Below are 19,548 nucleotides of genomic sequence, written 5' to 3'. Positions count from 1 at the left end.
TGCGGACGAGGGGTGGCGGATCAGTCGCGGGAGTGGAGCGAGATCCCGCCGCCGACCTCGGGGGTCGTCTCGTCGGCGACGAGCTCGGTCCAGCGCTTCAGCACGCTCGCGCCGGCCTCGTCGTTGACCAGGCCGTCGACCACGAGCACGGGGTAGGGCTTCTCGGGCACGCCCTCCGCCGGGCGGACGTCGACGTGGGCGACGTCGTACGCGTGCTCGAACAGCCAGTCGGCCATGGCGTAGTCGCTCCGGGAGTCGCCGACCGTGCGCCAGCGCTGCGGGATCGCCCCCGTCGCGCCGAGCAGCTCGACGGCGCGCTGGGCGCCCAAGTCCTTGCCGAGGCGGTTCGACTCGATGTCGGTCGAGATCACCGTCGGGTCGATGCGGTAGTCGACCGTCCCCTGCTCGTTCGGGTAGCGGATGCCGCGGCGCTCGACTCCGAGGCCCGCGGCCGTCATGATCTGCAGCGCGTCGGCGTCGAAGACCAGCTGGCGCTCGAGGTAGTCCTCGCTTGGGAGGTCGACGAGCTGCTCCGCCGAGACCATCGCGCGCTTGGTCTCGTCGAAGAAGACGAGGTCGTCGTAGTCGGAGCGGATCATCCGCTCGAGGTCGCGGGCCACCGCCTCGGGGATCGCGAGCGACTCGTCGACGATCGGCTCCGAGGTGCCGCGGTAGTCGACGGTGAACCACACCGCGCCCTTCTCGCAGACGCAGACGATGCGCGCCTCGGGCGAGACGCCCCGCTCGAGGAGCGAGGGCAGCACGCGCTCGCGCAGGAACGCGTCGGAGCGACCCGTGTTGAACACGAGCGGGATCCCCGCGTTGGCGAGCGCGACGAGGTCGTCCGCGATCGCCGGGATCGAGATGGTGCGCGTCACGGGGCTGGCGATGGGGCCGTCGACGTCGAGGAGGAGGCCGAGCGGAGGCGGTGTGGAGGTCATCCCGACCCATTCTGCCGTGCACGCGCCTCCGGCCGGTGCGCGGCCGCGACGATCACGCGGACTCGCCGATCGGGAGGATGCCGGCGAACCGGTCCAGGAAGTCGCGGATCGTCGTGAGGGTCGCCGAATCGTAGTCCGCGAGGGCGGCGTCCAGCTCCTCGGCACGGCTGCCGAGGAACCCGCTGCTCTGGCGCCGCGCCGTCTCGGTGACGCGGAGGCTGACGATGCGCCGGTCGGTGCTCTCTCGGCTGCGGCGGACGAGGCCGCGCTCCTCGAGGCGGTTGACGAGGGCGTTCGTCGCGCCCGACGTCAGACCGATCCGCAGCCGGAGTCGCGCCGCCGAGAGCGGGTCGCCCGCGTTCTCGGCCCAGAGGATCTCGCCCAGTGCCACGCCGTCGGTCGTGGGGAGCCGCATCCATGTCGCGAAGTGGTGCGACGACTCCTGGTAGCGCACCGCGTAGCGACGGAGGGCCTCGAGCGTCTCGGAACGGAGGTCTGTCATGCAGGGGATTCTGCCGTGTCACGGCCGACGCGCGTCACGCCCTGAGGCTCGGGTAGGCCGGCAGCTCGGGCACGTTCCGCGCGCTGGTGAGCAGGGCGCTCTGCGCGAGGCGGCGTAGCGGTGCGGCGGAGGCCGCGCGGTGCAGGGTCTGCATCGCCCTGACTCCCGCCCGGGACGACGGGTGCAGCAGTCGCGCCCCGCCGCGCGGAAGGCCCTGCGCACTGTCGGCGTACCGGCGCAGCAGTCGCTCGTAGCGGGCGAAGGCCTGCTGCGGAGGACCGGCCGCCGCGAGCTCTCCGGCCAGGATGTGAGCGCCGACGAGCGAGAGCGTCGTGCCCATGCCCGTCGGACCGGATCCCCACGCCGAGTCGCCGAGGAGGACGACACGGCCCTTGCTCCAGCGCGACACGACCACCTGCTCCATCCGCTGCGTGTAGAACTCGTCGGGGCGGGCGGCGAATCCGTCGAGGATGCGCTCGGTCTGCCAGCCCGCACCTCGGAAGCGCTCGCGCAGGATCGACATCTGCGCGTCGACCGGCAGCTTCTCGAACCCCATCGGCTCGGACTCGAACGACATGCTCGCGCGGATCGTCCCGAGGTTGTCCGGGCGGATCGAGGCGACCCGGCCCTTCGTGGCGGTGTACCAGTCCCACTGGTCGACGTCGGAGTCGAGGCGGTCGATCGTGCCGTAGGTGATGCTGACGCCGAAGTCGCGGTACTCGGTCTCGTCGGCGAAGAGGAGCCGCCGTGTCCGCGAGCTGCGCCCCTCGGCGACGACGACGAGATCGAAGCGCTCGGCGGCTCCGCTGTCGAACCGGACGTCGACACCGGTGGAATCCTGCTCGACACCGGCGATGAAGTCGCCGTATCGCAGGTCGACAGAGTCCGAGACGAGATCGACGAGGATCTGGGCGAAGGCACCGCGGAGGATCTCGATCTCAGCGGTCGGGCCGTCCTCCCCCTCCGCTCGGGGGAACAGGGCGTAGGGGCGCCCGGAGTCGTCGACGTACCGAGTGCCCTGCTCCCCCGTGAGGTTCTGCAGCACCGTCTCGCGGATGCCCATCCGGTCGACGACGTCTCTGCCGATGCCGCGGACGTCGATGTTCTGCCCGGTCTCGCGCTGGGCGGGCGAGCGCTCGAGCACCGTGACGTCGAATCCGGAGCGCTCGAGACCCCAGGCGAGCGCGGGTCCGGCGATGCTCGCGCCGGTGACGAGGACGCGGGGGGTGGAGGTGGTGGGCATCGTGGATCGCTTCCGTTCCGTGACGACCTCGTGCCGCCTCCGATCATGATAGCTTCATGGTGATAACACTTCACTGTGAATGCACCCCGGAGGCAGGCTCCTCCGCCTACCCTGGACCCGTGAAACCCGCGCTCGCCCCGGCCGCGGGGATCTCGCTCTCGGCACTGCTGCTGTTCGGTCTGCGCCTGCCGATCGCGGGCTACCTCGTGCTCGCGGCGAGCCTCCTGCTGGCGCTCCTGATCGACCGCACTCTCGCCGTCGACCTGTCGCTGATCGCGGCGGGGCTCGTCATCGTCAGCACGATCTCGGTCGAGGCCAACCTCGACTACCCCAACATGGCGCTGATGGGGTTCGTGCTCTCGGCGGCCGTCGCCGTGCCCTGGGCGATCGACCACTACGGGACGAAGCGGCGGATCATCCGCTTCCCGCTGCGGACCGGTCAGCGCTGGACGACCCTCGAGAAGTCGTATCTACCGGCGGTCGTCGTGCTCGGCTGGATCCTGCTGCCGTTCTACTTCATCCGCTCGGGCGCCTACCTGAACTGGCCGGCGATCTCTGCGCCCGACGAGATCGCGCGCCTGTTCGTCGGCGTCGGGTTCGTCGGCATCTGGGACGAGCTGTTCTTCATCTGCGTCGTGTTCGCCGTGCTGCGCCGCCACCTCCCGATCTGGCAGGCGAACATCCTGCAGGCGGTGGTGTTCGTGTCGTTCCTCTGGGAGCTCGGCTACCGCGAGTGGGCTCCGGCGTTCACGATCCCCTTCGCCCTGCTGCAGGGCTACATCTTCTCGAAGACGAAGTCGCTCACCTACGTGATCTGCGTGCACTTGCTCTTCGACCTGGTCGTGTTCCTCGCGCTCGTGCACGCGCACAACCGCGAGTGGCTGCAGTGGTTCGTGTACTGACGTCGTCCTCGGTCAGGTCGTACCGGATCGTTATCGCGCAGCATGCCTGATGGGGGCTCCTCGGCCCGAGGATGAGCGGAGGGGGACGATCCGGGGCCCCCGCCCTCCGTCTCCGAAGGCCCTCCACCATGCGCATCCGTTCCCGCACCCTCGCGGCCGCCGTCGTGACGGCCGTCGTCGCCGCCACTCTGGCCGGCTGCGTCCCCGTCGAACCGGGAACGGAGCCGACGTCCTCCACCGGGGAGGCTGCCACCGCTCCGGTCTCGACCGACCCCGCGCCGGCCTCCTCCACCGCTCCGACGGCGAGCGATCCCGGATCCCCGACGCCCACCCCTGGCGTATCGGGCCCACCGGAGCCCGCGATGTCGGACGCGACGAGCCTGCTGATCGGCCCGACCTCGTTCTCGCTGGTGGACGCCTCCGGAGCCGGGCTCGGCACCTGGGACTACCGCAACGGGACAGGCGCGATCGCGGCGCTCACGGAGGCGTTCGGCAGCACTCCCACCGAGTCGGACGACGTGCCCTACGAGGGGTTCCGCTCGCGCGCCTACACCTGGCCCGGATTCACCGTCAAGGACACCGAGGTCTACGACGCGGGCGATCCGGAGCCGGAGTACCCCGAGCCCGACTTCCTGGTCGGCGCAACCGCCCCCGCGGTCGGCGATGTCGCGGTCAGCACCCTGGGCGGAGTCTCGGTGGGCGACGCGACCGCCGACGTGCGCGCAGAGCATCCCGAGAGCGCAGGCGCCGGGGCCGCCGGGCTCTTCCTGTTCGACGCGACCTCGGTCGGGTCCTCCGACGGCTCCGATCTGGTGAACTCCGTGATGGCGATCGCGGACGACGAGGTCACCATCTCGGCGATCCGCGCGCCGTCGGCGAACTGGGGCGTCTGAGCGCCGCAGGGCCGACCCCTGTTTCCTCGACAGCGGCCCCGTCGATCTGACGTTCGCACCGACGGGGTGTTTCCACTCGGGCACGACGTCCTCCTCCGGTCGTCGCACCGAACGCGGTCGCACCCGGGGCGTCGCGGCTGCCGAGCGAGCGCAGGACTCGAGCATCCGGGACGACACGTCCCGGAGTCTCGTGGCGGACGAGAGCGGGGCGAGCCGCGGAGCTCGGGATAGCGTGGACGAATGGCACTGACGCTCCCGGAACCACGGCTCCCCTCCCTCCTCGACTCCCCCGCTCGGAGCTTGCCTGTTCTGGGCTGGGGGGTCGTCGCTCCGGGCTCGATCGCCGGGAGCTTCGTCGGCGCTCTGCAGAAGCACAGGCGGCAGCGCGTCGTCGCCGTCGGCTCCCGGTCCCTCGAGCGCGCCCAGCAGTTCGCTCAGCGTTTCGGCTTGGAGTCCGCGGTGTGGATCCTTGGCGGCGTCCCGTTTGGGGATCGTCCAGCGGGACGCTCCGGGCGCCTGCTGTGCTCTGCGTGTGGAGTTGCTCATTCGGTGGCGGCACTCTGTGCTCACTCGGAGTCGCTGGCTAGGACTGGGGACGAGCATGCTCGCGGCGACCTCCCCGTCTCGAAGCCGAACACGGAGCCGGTCTGGGTGAGAGTGCCGACTCGGCCAAGAAGAACGGCGAGGTGACGACCTGGAGCGGTCACCACCTCGCTGCTCAATACGAGGTGCTATCGCACCCGGCGTGATTCATCGGGATTTTGCTCGATCGCGCCCTCTGCGCTTAGCGATGAGTGGCACAAGAATCCCGATCGCAACTACACCGATTAAGGTTGGGAACGACCAGTTCATGGTTTTGTAAGCCGATTCAAGTTCTGGCGTGGTCGCGAGTCCGGCGTCGCCTCCCGGAATCTGATCGACGAGAATTGTCGCGGTTATCACGGCGATGAGTAGCGTGATGAGCAGGGCGAGCGCAATAAGACCAACTACAACAATCCACGCAACAAGCCTTGCTCGTGAGTTCCATTGGGATGTAATCACGGCCAATTGCAGTCCTTCGGGTCAGTAAACCAATTCGGGTGGGATTGGCGAGCAGTCTCGAAGTCCCACCAGATCCCCGCTTTCCAGATTGCGTATCCGAAGACCGCATGGCAGTCAAACTGCTGGTGAATAGTGGTCGTGGTCGGGGCAACTCCGTTGACCCACTCGACCCAGCCCTGCGTCTTCACCGTCTGGTGTCCGACGAGGCCCGAAGCCCATACTGTGGCTCCCCATGCGCTGAGCCGGGTGGACCACTGCGAGCCGGTGCCGTAGGAGTATCCGCCCGGCCTGTTCTTCCAGACACCCTCGAGGAGGGTGTAGCCGGCTTGAGGGTCGGCAACCACTGGGAAGACGATGTCAGGCGAGCTCAGGTCTACGATCTGCGTCAGTTCGCTGCCGGTGATTTCGTAGCGAGTAGGTACGTCGTTGCCTGCCGCGTCGCGAGCCCAGGCAGGCAGAAATCCGCCGAGGATGTTTTCGTTCGCTTCGTCCATCAGGAAAACCGTTCCGTCGGTCTGCGCCTGAAGGGAACTGCCCGGAGCACCGTTCACCGTGTAGGTGTACCGATCGGGAGCGTCGCTGCTGTCGATGACGGTTGCGATGACGAGGCTCCCGTCATCCTTGGTGACAGCTGCCGTGCTGGTGTTGTTGTTGTTGAATGAAACAATACCGGGGCTGAGAACTTCGGCCGATGAGGCTTTGTCTGAGAACGGCAACGAGATTGTCATTCCCGCGTCCGACCCCGGGATCCAAAGGTTGACCGGGTCGGACAGGTCAGTCGGAATAACGACCTCCGCGCCCTGGACGGTCGTGTCGACAGCCGAGTTGCCCGCGTTATCCATGGGAACAACGGCGACGTTATCGAGAACTCTCGTGGCTGTCGACGCGGATTGAGCCGTGACGTCGGTCAATGCTTCGAGTACGCCGTCGCTCTCCTCGGCGCTAGCAGCCCCGCCCTGCACCACCGTTGAGGCAAGCAATACCCCGCACATAACGGTCCATCCAATCTTCTTATGCATCTGCATGATGCCTCCTGTTGGTTGTTTTGGCACAACATACAGGCGGGGCTTCATCTGCAACAGACCCGCTTCTGTGGGAGTCTGAGGCATGAATTTGTGCTGAATGAGACATAGATAGTTGCTGAGTGAATCCTGGCCAATAGATGCGTACAATCTGCACGATTTCGGCGTGTGGAAGCTTTCGAGCACTGCACGACCAAGAGGCTTATGCAAAACCCTCAGCACACCCCACGAAAGGCCTGGTCGGGGGCGCCATCCGGGTCGACAAATCGGAGTTTTGCATAAGCCTCCATGACTCCAGCGAACGACGGCACCCGTACCTAGGGCCGGACCGACCCGGGACCGCGTCGCGGAGGAGGCTGCCGCGATGGCCGACGAGGTCGGTCTCGCGACGCTCACCCTCTCCGCCCTCGTCGAGCGGCTCGGCGTCCGTCAGCCCTCCCTCTACAAGCACATCGACTCGATGGCTGGCCTGCACCGCGACATCGCCGTCCGGGCCAAGCGCGACCTAGGCGAGGTGCTCGCGAGGGCCTCCGCCGGCCGCTCGGGAGCGGAGGCGATCTCGGCGATGTCGCACGCGTACCGCGGGTGGGCGCTGCAGCACCCCGCCCGCTGCGAGGCGGCCAACCGGATGCCGGCGCCCGGCGACGTCGAGGACGAGGCGATCTCGGTGGCGGCGATCCAGGTGATCGCCGACGTGCTCACCGCCTACCGGCTCGACGGGGACGACGCCATCGACGCGATCCGCGCCTTCCGCTCCACCCTGCACGGGTTCGTCTCCTACGAGACGGCCGGGGCGTTCCAGTGGAGCGCCAACGTCGATCGCAGCTTCGACCGGCTCGTCCTCCCCCACCGCGTCGGCGAACGCCGGCCACCGGCTCTGGATGTCGTCGAGCGTGCCCGCCGTGATCGCGGATCCGGTGGTGTACGACTCCATGCACGGACCGTCGCCGGCCGAGAGCTGCAGTGCCTCGATGAGGTGCATCCGCTCGCTGGGGGCATGCGAGGTCCTACTTTCCGTCGTCCGACGCGGCGTCGGGAGTGAAGTCCAGGGTTCGCGCGACGACGCGCGACGCGACCTCGCGGACGGTCGTGCCGGTGGCGACGGCGTGCGCGCGGATCAGCAGCAGTGCATCGTCGATGGAGGATCCGGTCTGGCTGACGACCATCCCGGTCGCCTGATGGACCTCGCAGCGGGAAAGGGTCGCGTCGTGCGTGCCGCCTCCGCTCTGCGCCCTCTCGAGCGCCTGCGCGATGATCGCGCGGGCCAGGACGGCGGCGAGGCCCCTCGCTACACGCAGCTCCTCGGGCTCGAGCACGACCGATGCGTCGCAGTAGAGCGAGACGGCGCCGACGCCGAGCGTGCCGAGGACGAGGAGGACGCAGAGCACCGACTGCACGCCGGCCGCCGCGAGGTCGGAGCAGAAGAAGAGCCATGCGCCGACGTCCTCGGCGCGCGAGACGTTCAGCTCGTCAGGCCGTCCGCTCCGATAGGCCCTCCAGGGGGGCCCTTCGCCGAGGTCGATCTGCGCCTCGTCGAGCGCACCGGCCCGCATGCTCGTCGCGACGAGCACCTCGGGGTCGAACGGGTCGCTGAGCGTGGACGCGGCGGCGTCGTCGACGGGGAGCATCGTCACGAACGACGCGAGCAGCGTCGTCGCCCAGCAGGAGGATGTTGTACCGGCCGTCGACGGGCGCCGCGATCTGGCCGTCGCCGAACACGTTCGAGAGCAGCTCGCGCGAGATCCCGATGAGGTGACTGCCGTAGCCCGCTGTTCCAACTGACGCAAGGAGAACGAGGACCGTCGCCGCCAACGCTGCACGGGCGCGCGGTTCGACCTTCACGAACCGCGCCAGCCACAGCGTGTCCAGGGTGACGACGAGCCACAGCGCGCTGTAGGCGAGGAGGAGGACCTGGGCGACGGCCGTGGGCGGAGCACGACGCGCCCTCAGGAGTCGCGGAGAGCGGCGAAACAGGCGGTGACGAGTTGTGCGGGACTCCGGGTCTCGTCGCGCCGGGCCCAGGTCGCGATCGCGACATCGAAGCAGGCGAGGCTCGACTGCACGATCGCACGTGCCCGCACCTCGGCGTCGTCACCTCTCGAGCGGGAGGCGACGACGGGCGAGAGCAGCTGCTCCCACTGCAGGTGCTTCTCGAGGTTGCGCGCACGGAGGGACGGGGTGCTGCCGAGGACGCGGATCGCGCGCTTCTGGCGATCGTCGTGGGCGTCGGAGAGAGCGAGCAGGGAGAGGAAGGAGTGGCGCAGAGAGTCCCACACCGGCTCGTCCAGCGGGCGCGCGACGAGCGCCTCGCGGACGTGCTCGCCCCAAGCCGCCGTGTCGCCGATCACCGCATCCTCCTTGGCTGGGAAGTAGCGGTTGAAGCTGCGCGTCGAGATGCCGACCTCGGCAGCGACCTGCTCGACCGTCACCTCATCGAAGCCGTGCTCGGCGAACAGGTCGATGGCGGTGGCGGAGATCCGGGCACGGACAGCATCGCGCGTCACTTCCCGCAGGCTCGTCCTCTGATCGCGCATGAGCCGAGCATAGTCGGACAATAATGTCTGATTCAGACAGTTATGTCGTAGAGTGTCACTATGACACCTTCAGGATCTCCCCATCAGCGCGCCCTCGGCACCGAGGGCCTCCAGGTCTCGGCCATCGGCTACGGCGCAATGGGCGCCGCCATGGGCTACGGGCCGAGCGACGACACCGAATCGATCGCGACCATCCGCCGCGCTCACGAGCTCGGAGTCACGCTCTTCGACACGGCGGAGATGTACGGCTGGGGTGAGGGCGAGAAGCTCCTCGGACGCGCCGTCGCACCCTTCCGCGACGAAATCGTCCTCGCGACGAAGTTCGGCGTCACCCGCGAGTTCGGAGTCGACTCCCGGCCCGAGCACATCCGCGAGGTCGTGGCCAACAGCCTCCGCAATCTCAGGACCGACTCCATCGATCTGCTGTACCAGCACCGCCCCGACCCCGCGGTGCCGATCGAGGACGTCATCGGAACGATGAAGGAGCTCATCGACGAGGGGAAGGTCAAGTACCTCGGTCTCTCGGAGGCGGACGGCGATCTGCTCCGCGCTGCCCACGCGGTCCACCCGATCACGGCCCTGCAGACCGAGTACTCGATCTTCGCGCACGACGTCGAGCCGATCCTCCCGGCCGTCGAGGAGCTCGGGATCGGATTCGTCTCCTACTCGCCTCTGGCGCGGGGCTTCCTGACCGGAGCCGTCCAGCACCGCGACCGCTACGACGAGACCGACTTCCGACGCGGCCTGGCGTGGTGGAACGACGAGAACTTCGACGCGAACCTCGCGATCGTGGGCCGGCTCTCGGCGCTGGCCGAGCGCAAGGGCGCGAGCCTCTCACAGCTGGCGCTGGCGTGGCTGCTCGCCCGCAAGGACTACATCGTCCCGATCCCGGGCTCCCGCAGCCCTCGACGCGTCGAGGAGAATGCGGCGGCCGCGGCGGCCGTTCTGACGGACGACGACCTCGCCGAGATCCAGTCGATCGCACCCGACGGAGGCGCGGGCGGGCGCTTCAGCTGAGGGCGGCCTCGGGTCGTCGTCGGCGCTCCTCGGATCGAAGGACCGGGTCAGCGGGAACGGCTCGCCCGCGCTCGAGCCGGGGGCCGTTCGCGGCGGATCGATCCGGGGACGGCCGCGCTCAGCGACGGCGGAAGGCAGGCAGGAGCGCGTAGGCGATGACGGCGCCTCCGACCGCGATCCAGCGCTCCACGGAGTCGACGGGCGAGTCGCTCGTGCAGACACCGGTCGCGCTCACGTCATCGGTGCAGCTGCCCGATCCGACGCTGGCCAGGACGACGAGGACTCCCGCGGCGAAGACCACCGCGACGGCGATCCACCCCCGGCGGATTCCCCGCTGCGGTCGCGCGCTCATGGATCGACCCTTCGCGCGGGTCCGCCCGCCACGGCTCTCCGCACGAAGAGTCGTCAGCGCAGCACCAGCGAGAGCAGCAGCGTCATACCCAGGGCGAGGACGGAGGCGAGCGAGACGCCGACCGTCACCGACTTGAGGGCGCCGCGCACCGACTGGCCGAGGAAGCTCTGCAGTAGCCAGAAGGTGTTCGACGTGACGTGGATGCAGAACAGGGCACCCGAGCCGGCGGCGAGCGCCACCAGGAGCGGATCGAGGCCCAGCGTCGCCGCGACCGGTGCCACGACTCCGGCGGCCGTGATCGCCGAGAGCGTCACCGAGCCGACCGCGATGTGCAGGGCGGCCGCCATCAGCCAGACGAGCATCAGCGGCGCGGTCGCCGACGCCGAGAAGTAGCCCTTCAGCAGCTCGCCGAGGTCGCCCTCCGCGATGATAGCCGCGAGGCTGCCGCCGACCCCGGTGAGCAGGAAGATCTGGCCGCCGTCCTGGAAGCCCTTCGCGACCGCCTTCTCGATCCGCTTCGCTCCGACCACCGAGCGGCCGATCGCTCCGGTCGCGATCACGGCGATCAGCAGGGCGATCACGGGATCGCCCAGGAACTGCAGTACTGGCACCTCGGCTCCGGCGACCGTGAGCACGGCCTCGGAGGCGATGAGCAGGAGCGCGACGAGCATCGGGGCGAAGAGCAGCAGGAGGGGACGTTCGCGCGGGGCATAGGAGTCTGCGGATCCCTCGGGGGCGGGGTGTCCCGGGAACGAGAAGTCGGGGCTGGTGGGCCCCGACTCGCCTCCCGACGCCGCCACGGGCACCGGGACCTCGTCGCGCAGCAGGGCCTGCTCGTCGCGAGCCGGGTCCCAGAGACCCATGCGGAACGCGAGGGACATCAGGAGGATCGTGACCACGACGGTCGGTGCGACGACGGCGAACCCGCCGAGCATCATCACGCCGAGCGGCACGCCGAGCAGGCCCGCGAGGGCGACCGCCGCGAATGCAGGGACCATCATCACGATCCCCATCTCGAGCCCGACGGCGAAGGTGACGGCGACGATGCCGGTGCCCGCGCGACCGAGCCGGGGCGCGATCCTCCGCGCGAGCGGCGCCGCGATGACGATGAGCGCGTCGACGAAGATCGTCTGCAGATAGGTCGCGAACGAGAGGCCCAGTGCGTACGGGATGCCGCGGCGGCCGAAGATCCGCATCAGGCCCTCGACGAGGCGCACCACGGCGCCCATCTCGTTGAGCATCGCGCCGATCAGCACGCCCCAGCCGATGAGGAGGCCCGCCTCCCTCATCACCTCGCCAAACCCGCGGGTCATCGTCGAGACGGTGTCGACCGGTCCGAGCCCGGTCAGGAGCCCGATCGCTGCGGCACCGACCGCGAGCACGAGCACCGGGTTCTGGCGGAACCGGACGATCGCCACCACCACGACCACGATGACCGCACCGACGACACCCAGGGTGTACCACTCAGGCATGTGTCCTCCTCCGCCGCCGCTCCGCGCGCGGTCACACCCTAGGGCGCCGAGACCCCGAGAGAACACAGGAGTCGTCGTACTCGACGACCGAGCACGACGACTCCTGGACGCTCGAGCGGGGCGGGCCGCGGAGCTCGGGATAGCGTGGACGGATGGCACTGACGCTCCCGGAACCACGGCTCCCCTCCCTCCTCGATTCCCCTGTTCTGGGCTGGGGGGTCGTCGCTCCGGGCTCGATCGCCGGGAGCTTCGTCGGCGCCCTGCAGAAGCACACTCGGCAGCGCGTCGTCGCCGTCGGCTCCCGGTCCCTCGAGCGCGCCCAGCAGTTCGCTCAGCGTTTCGGCATCGAGCGCGCCTCGGCCGGCTACGACGCGGTCGTGGACGACCCCGAGGTCGACGTCGTCTACATCGCGTCGCCCCACTCCGAGCACGCCCGTCAGGCCCTGCTCGCCATCGCGGCGGGCAAGCACATCCTGGTCGAGAAGCCCTTCGCTCCGACTCCGGGCGAGGCCGAGATGATCGTGCACGCCGCCCGCGACGCCGGAGTCTTCGCGATGGAGGCCATGTGGATGCGCTACCTCCCGCACACGGACGTGGTGCGCCGGCTGGTCGCCGACGGCGGCGTCGGCCCGCTCGCACTGGTCTCGGCCGACTTCGGCGGGGCGTTCCCCTTCGATCCGACGAGCCGCATCTTCGACCCGGCGCTCGCGGGCGGCGGCCTGCTCGACGTCGGCGTGTACGCCTCCTCGTTCGTCTCGATGATCGCCGGCACCCCGCAGAGCACTGAGGTGTCGGGGAGCCTCACCGAGACCGGAGTCGACGCGACCGCGACGATCGTCGGGCGGCATGCCGACGGCGTGCAGTCGATAGCGACGTCCACCGTGCTGGCCGACACTCCGCAGGCCGCGTGGGTGGCCGGACGCGACGGGCGGATCGACGTGCACTCTCCGTTCTGGAGCCCGAGCGCCGTGACGCTGACGCGCGGCTCCGAGAGCGGGACGTGGACCGACCGGTCGCCGCTCCGAGGCGGCGAAGGGCTCGCCTGGGAGGCGCTGCACCTCGCGCAGTACGTCGCGGAGGGTCGCACGGAATCGCCGCTGCATCCGCTCGACGAGGTGGTGCAGGTCGTCCGGACCCTCGACGACGCGCGCCGACGTCTGGGCGTCTCGGTCTAGCGACCACGGGATGCCGCCGGCGCGGCGGGGGCGTCACCCCGCAGGGAGTTCCACGCGGAAGCTCGTCCGACCCGGCTCCGAGTCGACGAGCACGCGCCCGCCGTGCGCATCGACGACCGCCGCGACGATCGCGAGGCCCAGCCCCGTCGATCCGGTCGTGCGGGCGCGCGAGGAGTCGCCGCGGGCGAATCGCTCGAAGAGCCGCGGCATCAGCTCGGGGGCGATACCGGGACCGGAGTCCGTGACCGTCACCACGGCGATCGGCCGACCCGCCGAGCGCCCCTCGGCGAGCGCCGCCACCACCCGTGTGCCGGGAGGGGTGTGCACGGCCGCGTTGCGCAGGAGGTTCCCCACCACCTGGTGCAACCGGAAGTCGTCACCGCGGATTTCGATCGGCTCCTCCGGAAGCTCCAGGTCCCACTCGTGGTCGGGTCCGGCCGCGTGGGCGTCCGAGACAGCGTCGATCAGCAGCAGGGTCAGGTCGACGGGAGCCTTCTCGAGGTCACGGCCCTCGTCGAGCCGGGCGAGCAGCAGGAGATCCTCGACCAGCGAGGTCATCCGGGTGGCGGCCCACTCGATCCGGTCGAGGGAGTAGGCCGCCGTCTCGGGCAGCTCGACCTCGCCGCGTCGGGGTAGCTCGGCGTAGCCGCGGATCGCCGCGAGCGGCGTGCGCAGCTCGTGCGAGGCGTCGGCGACGAACTGGCGCACCTTGTTCTCGCTCGCCTGCCGTGACTCCAGGGCCCCGGTGACGTGATCGAGCATGCGGTTGAACGCGGCGCCCACCCGGCCGACCTCGGTGCGGGTGTCGGCGTCCTCCTCCGGGACGCGCTCGACCAGCTCGACCTCACCACGCTCGAGGGGCAGCTCGGCGACCCTCGTCGCCGTGGCCTCCACCCGCTCAAGCGGGCGTAGCGCCACGCGGATGATCGCCATGGCGAGCAGGGCCACGACCAGCATCGCGAGCAGGACGACGACCACGACCGCCCACGAGAGGGAGGCGAGCGTGTCGGTGACGTCGCCCAGCGGGACCCCGACCACGACGACCTCGCCGTCGATCACCGTCGCGCGCACCCGGTACTGGCCCAGGACGTCGCCGAGGTCGATCGTGGTGGTCGCGCCGCCGGCATCGACGGCGGCCGTCAGGACCGAGTCCGGCTCCTCGGCGAACTGCTGACACGCGCCGTCGCGGTCGATGTACGCGCCGGTGAAGGAGCCGTCCTCGCCGCGTGCCGCCGTGATGGTGCTGAGGTTCTGGCTGGGACCGCTCCCGTAGCTGCTGCCGGGGCAGGTGGTCGCCCGCTCGATGCCGGAGGCGCCGACGTAGGGGCTCGGCCCGTCGAACTTCTGGAGGCGCTTGAGCGACTGGGCGAGCGCCGTGTCGGTGCTCTCGTAGAGGATGTGGCGGAGCGAGACCACGCTGACCGTGCCCACGATCCCCGCCGTCACCGCGACGAGCGCGACCACGGCGACCACCATCCTCCGCCGCAGGGTCCACGGGGCCCGCCGACCGCTGCGCGAGTTCCGCAGGGCGGAGCGGGTCGCGAAGTCGCCGAACGTGGGGCGGCCGGGGAGGGTCACTGCTCGGCGGGCTTAAGCAGGTACCCGGCACCGCGCACGGTGTGGATCATCGGCGAGCGGCCGGCATCGATCTTCTTGCGGAGGTAGGAGATGTAGATCTCGACCACGCTCGACTTGCCGCCGAAGTCGTACGACCAGACGCGGTCGAGAATCTGCGCCTTGCTGAGGACGCGGCGCGGGTTGCGCATCAGGAAGCGGAGCAGCTCGAACTCGGTCGCGGTCAGCTCGATGTCGTCGCTGCCGCGGCGCACCTCGTGGCTGTCCTCGTTGAGGACGAGGTCGCCCACGACCACCTCGGGGTCGTCGGCGTCGTTCGCGAGCAGCGTGCTCCGGCGGATCAGGCCGCGCATGCGGGCCACGAGCTCCTCGAGCGAGAACGGCTTGGTGACGTAGTCGTCGCCGCCCGCCGTGAGCCCGGCGATCCGGTCGTCGAGAGCGTCCTTGGCCGTGAGGAAGAGCACGGGGGTCTCGCTGCCGTCGGCGCGGACCCGCTGGAGCACCTGGAGCCCGTCGATGTCGGGGAGCATCACATCGAGCACGATGACGTCCGGGCGGAACTCCCTCGTGATCGTGATCGCGGCGCGGCCCTCCGCGGCGGTGCGCACCTCCCAGCCCTCGTAGCGCAGTGCCATCTGGAGCAGGTCGGTGAGGCTGCTCTCGTCGTCGACGACGAGGACACGGATGGGAGTCCCGTCGGCACGCTTGAGGCGGGTCCGCTGCGCGGGGGCGAGGTGCTTCGACGAGGCCGGGGTGCTCATGCCTCCAGTATCGGGAGTTTCCTATGGACGAGCTATGGCCGGCCGATGTCGTCGCTGTGCGCTCCCGGTGCGGCCGGGTCGGCGTCGAGCTCCTCCGGGTCGATCGCCGCCGTGCGGGCGTACACCCGTAACGGTGGCGACCGCATCGTCGACCTCGTGCGCCAGGCAACCGGAGTCGACCTGCTCGATGCCGCCGTCGCGATCCGCTCGGGCCAGAAGCTCGAGCCCGACACGATTGACACCCCACAGGCCGCCACCGTGCGCTTCTTCATGATCGAGCCCGGAGTGATCCATTCGATCAGCGGGATCAGCGCTGCGCGCACGTCCCCTGGAGTCATCGACCTCCAGATTCACGTTAGTCCGGGCGATCGGACGAGCGAGATCAACTCATCAGATGATCGCGCGGGCCTGGTCGTCGCAATCGGAGCCACCCCGGAAGAAGCCTCCGCCCGCGCTGACAGCGCAGCGGCAACGATTCAGTTCACCACCAGCTAACACCCCGGTCCGCGTGTCGAAGCTGGTCATCGGCAGAAGAGCCGCAGAGCGTCCGGGCTCAGCGGCCGGTCGGCGAAGACGAGACGTACTGCGCTCGGATCCGGGTTGCCGCGGTCGGGACCGCTCCAGATCAGGTTCAGGCCGGCGCGCTCGGCGGCTCGGCGCGAACCCTCATTGTTCTCGAGCAGGTAGGCGACGAGCGGGAGATCCGAGCCCATCGCCGCGAGCGCGGTGCGGGTCGCTGCGATGATTTCCTGCGCGTAGCCGCGGCCCCACGCCGTGGGCGCAAGCCGGTAGTAGAGATTCCAGGCGAGTCCACCGCGAAGACTCGGCCCACCGATCCCCACGAGCGCACCGGTCCCTTTGTCCCGTGCTACCCAGACGTCGAGACCGTTCGACTTCCATCCCGCGATGTACGGGTCCACCAGAGCGTGAGTCTGTTCCATGGACGTGTGACGTCCCGCGGGAAGGTGCTCCCATACGCGAGGGTCAGCATGGAGCTCATTCAGTTCTGGAAGATCTCGCTCCGTCGGAGGAACCAGCGCGAGCCGAGCTGTCGTCAAGACCGCGGAGTGAGGTGTAGTCACGATCATCATCATCCCGCCCCCGAGCCTCAAGTCCAGCGCCACGCCCCTCCAGCACTCCGCACACTCCTCGTGCCAGCGTCGCCGGCGCAACCAAGCTCGTCCCGGTCGACCCGGGCGACGACGTTGCGACCGGCCGCCTTGAGATCGAAGCCCTGGACGTGCAGCTGATTACCGTCGCAGTGGCCGGTGAGCAGGGACCGCCTGGACGGGCTGCGCGCTCGGACTATCGAATGATGGCAGAGGAGGACGGAATAACGTTGCTACGCCGGGACGACCGGGTCCCCTGAATGTTTCCGACGGCGGCGCGCCCGAGCCAGGTTGTCGTGCCACGGCGTGTTGGCCCGCATTCGACGGATCACGACGGGAGGAGACCGGCGTGCGCAGACCGCGCCGCACCTCAGACGCCATCTCCGTCCGTGTCGCCTGGGACGTCGAGATCACCTTCTCCGCCGGAGACCCCAGGGCTACTGCCCGGGCCGGAATCGGCTGCAGCGCTCGGCACGCGCGATCTCTCAGCTGAGAACGACCGCCTTGCAGACTTGAAGGGGTCGACCAGAAATCAGCGGGAAGGCGAACTCCGCCTCGACGGCTAGTCACGGCCGGCTAGGGGCGAAGGCCCCGGAGGAGAACGTCGAGGAGAATCCGTGCCGCGTCGCTGTCGGGCGCGAGCCCCGCGCTGCGGACTGAGTGCGCAGTCCCGCAGGCGAGCAGGAGGATCGACGCGGCGTCCACGTCGACGCGTACCCGTCCTCTCGACCGGGCGTCCTCGAGCACCTCGGCGAGGCGGTCGAGGAGCGCGGCGCGCTTCGCGGCCGTTTGAGGGAGCACGGCGTCCGGACGGGCGGTGACTCTCTCGAACAGCGGATCAGTAGCCAGCAGGGCGACGTGCTCGGTCAGTGTCCGGTCCAGGCCGTCTGGCGCCGTCTCGTTCAGAAGGCGGTCGAGCTGGTCGAAGCGGTCCCAGACGACGACCTCTTCGAGCTCCTCGACGGTCGCGAAGTGCCGGTAGACCGTGGCCACCCCGACATCGGCCGCGCGCGCGACCGCATTCATGGCCAGCTCGTCCCCGCGATGGAGAAGCTCCTTCGCCGCCTCGATGATGCGATCGCGATTGCGAGCGGCGTCACGCCGAAGACCGTCCATAGATCTGAAGCCTATCGAGCCTTCGGCAAAACGGATGATCTGTCCGAACGGACTAAGTATCCGTTTAGTCTGAGGGGACACGGAAGGACACCATGACCCCCACGACACGCCCCCTCGCCCTGATCACTGGAGCGAGCTCCGGGATCGGCGCCGAGTTCGCTCGCCGCTACGCCCGCGAGGGCTTCGACCTCTTGCTCGTCGCCCGTTCGGAGGCCGCCCTGTGGGCGCTGGCTGAGGAGCTCTCGGCGGAGCACGCCATCGCCGCCTCCCTCCACACGGCAGATCTCTCGAACCCGACCGAGGTCGCCGGCCTCGTTTCGGTGATCGATCAGCAGCTGCCCCGCCTTGACCACCTTGTTAACAGCGCGGGCACCGCTCCGGAGGGCGACATCGATCGGATGAACCCCGACGAGCTGCGCCGGATGGTCGACATCAACATCACCGCGTTGTCCCTGCTCACGCAGGCCGCCGTCATCCGGATGCGAGGCGCAGGATCCGGCACGATCATCAACATCGCCAGCGGAGCCGGCTACCAGGCGCTCCCCCATTTCTCCGCCTACGCCGCCTCCAAGGCCTACGTGATCCGCTTCACCGAGGCGCTCTCGGAGGAGCAGCGCAGCCACGGTCTCCGGATCTTCTCGGTCGCCCCCGGCGACACCGAGACTCCGATGAACCCCGGCGCGGCGAAGGGCAAGCGGCAGGCGCACCAAGTGGTCGAGACGGCGTGGAGGGCGGCGTCGACTACAGCGCCGTCAGTGATCGACGGCCGCATGAACCGCGTCCTCGCCACTGTCGACAAGGGTGCTCGGCAAGCGTCTCGCACTTCGCATCGGAGAGCGGATGATGCGCCCGAAAGCCTGAACGGTGCACGATCCGGCGGCGCTCGCGCGTTCAGCGCGCGGTGCGCGCGTACCTCCGCGCCAATTCGGCGAAGGCGTCGCGGAGTTCGGGAGGCTCGATCACGTCGATCTCGGCGCCGAATCGGCCGAGCAGGGCCGCGAGCGACACCCAGGACCAGGAGCCTGCTTCGTAGGTGGAGCGGCCGTCGCCGAGGTCTTCGAGGGTTCCGTCGCCGGCGAACGGGGCGAGAGTCGCTGCCGGCAGCTCGATGACGACTTTCCCGTGGCAGGGCCAACGGTTCTTCTGCTCGGAGCCTTTGAACCGGGCGGCGAGGAATTCTGCCGGGTCGTCGCCTGGGATCTCGTGGCGGTCGAATCGGCGGCCGTTGTGCGTGCGGAGAGTGAGGCGGTCGACCCTGAAGATGCGCCAGTCGTCCTCGGGGGTCGACCATCCGATCAGGTACCAGCGTCCGTTGCTGAGCAGCAGGTGGTGCGGTTCGGTGCGCCGAGGCGGCCCGCCCTCGGCCCCCGAGTCGGAGGCCGGGGTCGCGTAGTCGAAGCGGATCTCCTCGCGCTTCTGGACGGCCTCGCCGATCCGAAGCAGCACCTCCGGGTCGACGTCGGCGCGCGGCGCCCGCGGCTCCGATGCGAGCGCTCCGACGCGCAGGCCGGCGATCCGCTGCGCGAGTCGATCCGGCATGAGCCGCGTGACCGTCTGGAGCGCACGGGCGGCCGCTTCCTCGATTCCCGCACCTGTGATTGCGGCGGTCTGCAGGGTGATGGCGACGGCGAGTGCCTGCTCGTCGTCGAAGAGAAGAGGCGGCAGGCTCTCCCCCGCGCCCAGCCGGTAGCCGCCCTCCGGGCCGCGGGTGGTGTCGATCCGGTAGCCCAGTTCACGCAGCCGGTCGATGTCGCGGCGAATGGTGCGTTCGCTGATCCTCAGACGAGAGGCGAGGGTCGGTGCCGTCCATTCGTGGTTCGACTGGAGCAGGGACAGGAGCGCCAGGAGGCGCTGAGAGGTGATCACGGCGGGTCCGGCAGGCATGTCTCGAGT

Annotated in this window: 20 protein-coding genes and 1 pseudogene; 7 read left to right on the top strand and 14 right to left on the bottom strand. The window is 69.4% G+C overall.

Features of this window, described 5'->3' with window-relative positions; translation table 11 throughout:
* Positions 1-20 precede the first annotated feature (20 nt).
* Genes GSU10_RS03470 through GSU10_RS03460 form a run of 3 tightly spaced genes read right to left on the bottom strand, consistent with a single transcriptional unit; the run spans position 21 to position 2,686 of the window.
* Positions 21-941, bottom strand: coding sequence for an HAD family hydrolase (locus GSU10_RS03470; protein WP_068207630.1), 921 nt, complete (start codon positions 939-941; stop codon positions 21-23).
* A 52-nt stretch (positions 942-993) separates the two neighbouring features.
* The gene (locus GSU10_RS03465) at positions 994-1,443 is read right to left on the bottom strand and encodes a MarR family winged helix-turn-helix transcriptional regulator (protein WP_068207633.1); all 450 of its coding nucleotides are present in this window, start codon (positions 1,441-1,443) and stop codon (positions 994-996) included.
* Between the two features lie 34 nt (positions 1,444-1,477).
* Positions 1,478-2,686, bottom strand: a complete 1,209-nt coding sequence (locus GSU10_RS03460; RefSeq protein ID WP_068207636.1) for an FAD-dependent monooxygenase — start codon at positions 2,684-2,686, stop codon at positions 1,478-1,480.
* A gap of 119 nt (positions 2,687-2,805) precedes the next feature.
* Between GSU10_RS03460 and GSU10_RS03455 the strand changes: the two genes are divergently transcribed.
* Both GSU10_RS03455 and GSU10_RS03450 read left to right on the top strand, forming a co-directional pair.
* Positions 2,806-3,588, top strand: a complete 783-nt coding sequence (locus tag GSU10_RS03455; protein ID WP_068207639.1) for a CPBP family intramembrane glutamic endopeptidase — start codon at positions 2,806-2,808, stop codon at positions 3,586-3,588.
* 128 nt (positions 3,589-3,716) lie between these two features.
* Entirely contained in the window at positions 3,717-4,481 is a 765-nt protein-coding gene (locus GSU10_RS03450) for an RAD23 family protein (RefSeq protein ID WP_068207644.1), read from the top strand.
* 750 nt (positions 4,482-5,231) lie between these two features.
* Here GSU10_RS03450 and GSU10_RS03445 read toward each other — a convergent pair.
* Positions 5,232-5,528 carry a hypothetical protein gene (locus GSU10_RS03445; RefSeq protein ID WP_132504738.1) on the bottom strand — a complete coding sequence of 99 codons (297 nt, stop codon included), beginning with the start codon at positions 5,526-5,528 and terminating at the stop codon, positions 5,232-5,234.
* Positions 5,519-6,547 (bottom strand): hypothetical protein, encoded by a 1,029-nt coding sequence (locus GSU10_RS03440; protein WP_068207647.1) that lies wholly within the window; start codon positions 6,545-6,547, stop codon positions 5,519-5,521. Before GSU10_RS03440 ends, GSU10_RS03445 begins: the two co-directional genes overlap by 10 nt.
* 361 nt (positions 6,548-6,908) lie before the next feature.
* Here GSU10_RS03440 and GSU10_RS03435 point away from each other — a divergent pair, with 361 nt between their 5' ends.
* Positions 6,909-7,586, top strand: a complete 678-nt coding sequence (locus GSU10_RS03435; RefSeq protein ID WP_068207649.1) for a TetR-like C-terminal domain-containing protein — start codon at positions 6,909-6,911, stop codon at positions 7,584-7,586.
* On the opposite strand, the gene GSU10_RS03430 is transcribed toward GSU10_RS03435, so the two are convergent.
* Both GSU10_RS03430 and GSU10_RS03425 read right to left on the bottom strand, forming a co-directional pair.
* Positions 7,552-8,172: a GAF and ANTAR domain-containing protein gene (locus GSU10_RS03430; protein ID WP_236713489.1), complete on the bottom strand. Its 621-nt coding sequence runs from the start codon at positions 8,170-8,172 to the stop codon at positions 7,552-7,554. The genes GSU10_RS03435 and GSU10_RS03430 overlap by 35 nt on opposite strands.
* A 318-nt stretch (positions 8,173-8,490) precedes the next feature.
* Positions 8,491-9,078 carry an acyl-CoA-like ligand-binding transcription factor gene (locus GSU10_RS03425; RefSeq protein ID WP_068207655.1) on the bottom strand — a complete coding sequence of 196 codons (588 nt, stop codon included), beginning with the start codon at positions 9,076-9,078 and terminating at the stop codon, positions 8,491-8,493.
* 60 nt (positions 9,079-9,138) lie between these two features.
* Between GSU10_RS03425 and GSU10_RS03420 the strand changes: the two genes are divergently transcribed.
* Positions 9,139-10,095, top strand: a complete 957-nt coding sequence (locus GSU10_RS03420) for an aldo/keto reductase (RefSeq protein WP_068207658.1) — start codon at positions 9,139-9,141, stop codon at positions 10,093-10,095.
* Between the two features lie 118 nt (positions 10,096-10,213).
* Here GSU10_RS03420 and GSU10_RS03415 read toward each other — a convergent pair whose 3' ends face one another.
* Positions 10,214-10,447, bottom strand: coding sequence for a hypothetical protein (locus GSU10_RS03415; RefSeq protein WP_068207660.1), 234 nt, complete (start codon positions 10,445-10,447; stop codon positions 10,214-10,216).
* 53 nt (positions 10,448-10,500) lie between these two features.
* A complete protein-coding gene (locus GSU10_RS03410; RefSeq protein ID WP_068207663.1) occupies positions 10,501-11,919 on the bottom strand; it encodes a GntP family permease in 1,419 nt (472 codons plus the stop codon).
* Positions 11,920-12,071: 152 nt separating this feature from the next.
* On the opposite strand from GSU10_RS03410, the gene GSU10_RS03405 reads away from it, so the two are divergent.
* Positions 12,072-13,094 carry a Gfo/Idh/MocA family protein gene (locus GSU10_RS03405; protein WP_068207666.1) on the top strand — a complete coding sequence of 341 codons (1,023 nt, stop codon included), beginning with the start codon at positions 12,072-12,074 and terminating at the stop codon, positions 13,092-13,094.
* Positions 13,095-13,127: 33 nt separating this feature from the next.
* Here the strand turns inward: GSU10_RS03405 and GSU10_RS03400 are convergent, their stop codons facing one another.
* Together GSU10_RS03400 and GSU10_RS03395 are read right to left on the bottom strand one after the other, a co-directional pair.
* A complete protein-coding gene (locus tag GSU10_RS03400; protein ID WP_068207669.1) occupies positions 13,128-14,672 on the bottom strand; it encodes a sensor histidine kinase in 1,545 nt (514 codons plus the stop codon).
* Positions 14,669-15,430, bottom strand: coding sequence for a response regulator transcription factor (locus GSU10_RS03395; RefSeq protein WP_068207672.1), 762 nt, complete (start codon positions 15,428-15,430; stop codon positions 14,669-14,671). The genes GSU10_RS03400 and GSU10_RS03395 overlap by 4 nt, the downstream gene beginning before the upstream one ends.
* A gap of 111 nt (positions 15,431-15,541) precedes the next feature.
* On the opposite strand from GSU10_RS03395, the gene GSU10_RS03390 reads away from it, so the two are divergent.
* Positions 15,542-15,925, top strand: a complete 384-nt coding sequence (locus GSU10_RS03390) for a hypothetical protein (RefSeq protein ID WP_132504740.1) — start codon at positions 15,542-15,544, stop codon at positions 15,923-15,925.
* Between the two features lie 26 nt (positions 15,926-15,951).
* Here GSU10_RS03390 and GSU10_RS03385 read toward each other — a convergent pair whose 3' ends face one another.
* Together GSU10_RS03385 and GSU10_RS03380 are read right to left on the bottom strand one after the other, a co-directional pair.
* On the bottom strand, positions 15,952-16,518 hold the full coding sequence (locus GSU10_RS03385; protein WP_068207777.1) for a GNAT family N-acetyltransferase: 567 nt from the start codon (positions 16,516-16,518) through the stop codon (positions 15,952-15,954).
* A gap of 597 nt (positions 16,519-17,115) precedes the next feature.
* Entirely contained in the window at positions 17,116-17,655 is a 540-nt protein-coding gene (locus GSU10_RS03380) for a TetR/AcrR family transcriptional regulator (protein WP_068207678.1), read from the bottom strand.
* Between the two features lie 92 nt (positions 17,656-17,747).
* Between GSU10_RS03380 and GSU10_RS15700 the strand changes: the two are divergent.
* A pseudogene (locus tag GSU10_RS15700) lies at positions 17,748-18,320 on the top strand (SDR family NAD(P)-dependent oxidoreductase); the annotation flags it as partial.
* A gap of 226 nt (positions 18,321-18,546) precedes the next feature.
* Here the strand turns inward: GSU10_RS15700 and GSU10_RS03370 are convergent.
* Entirely contained in the window at positions 18,547-19,539 is a 993-nt protein-coding gene (locus tag GSU10_RS03370) for a helix-turn-helix transcriptional regulator (RefSeq protein WP_068207693.1), read from the bottom strand.
* Positions 19,540-19,548 lie beyond the last annotated feature (9 nt).

Source organism: Rathayibacter tanaceti, from assembly GCF_009834165.1.
In the GTDB taxonomy this organism is placed as follows: domain Bacteria; phylum Actinomycetota; class Actinomycetes; order Actinomycetales; family Microbacteriaceae; genus Rathayibacter; species Rathayibacter tanaceti.
The sequence above is the reverse complement of the archived record's forward strand: the minus strand, read 5'-3'. Positions and strand labels throughout refer to the sequence as shown.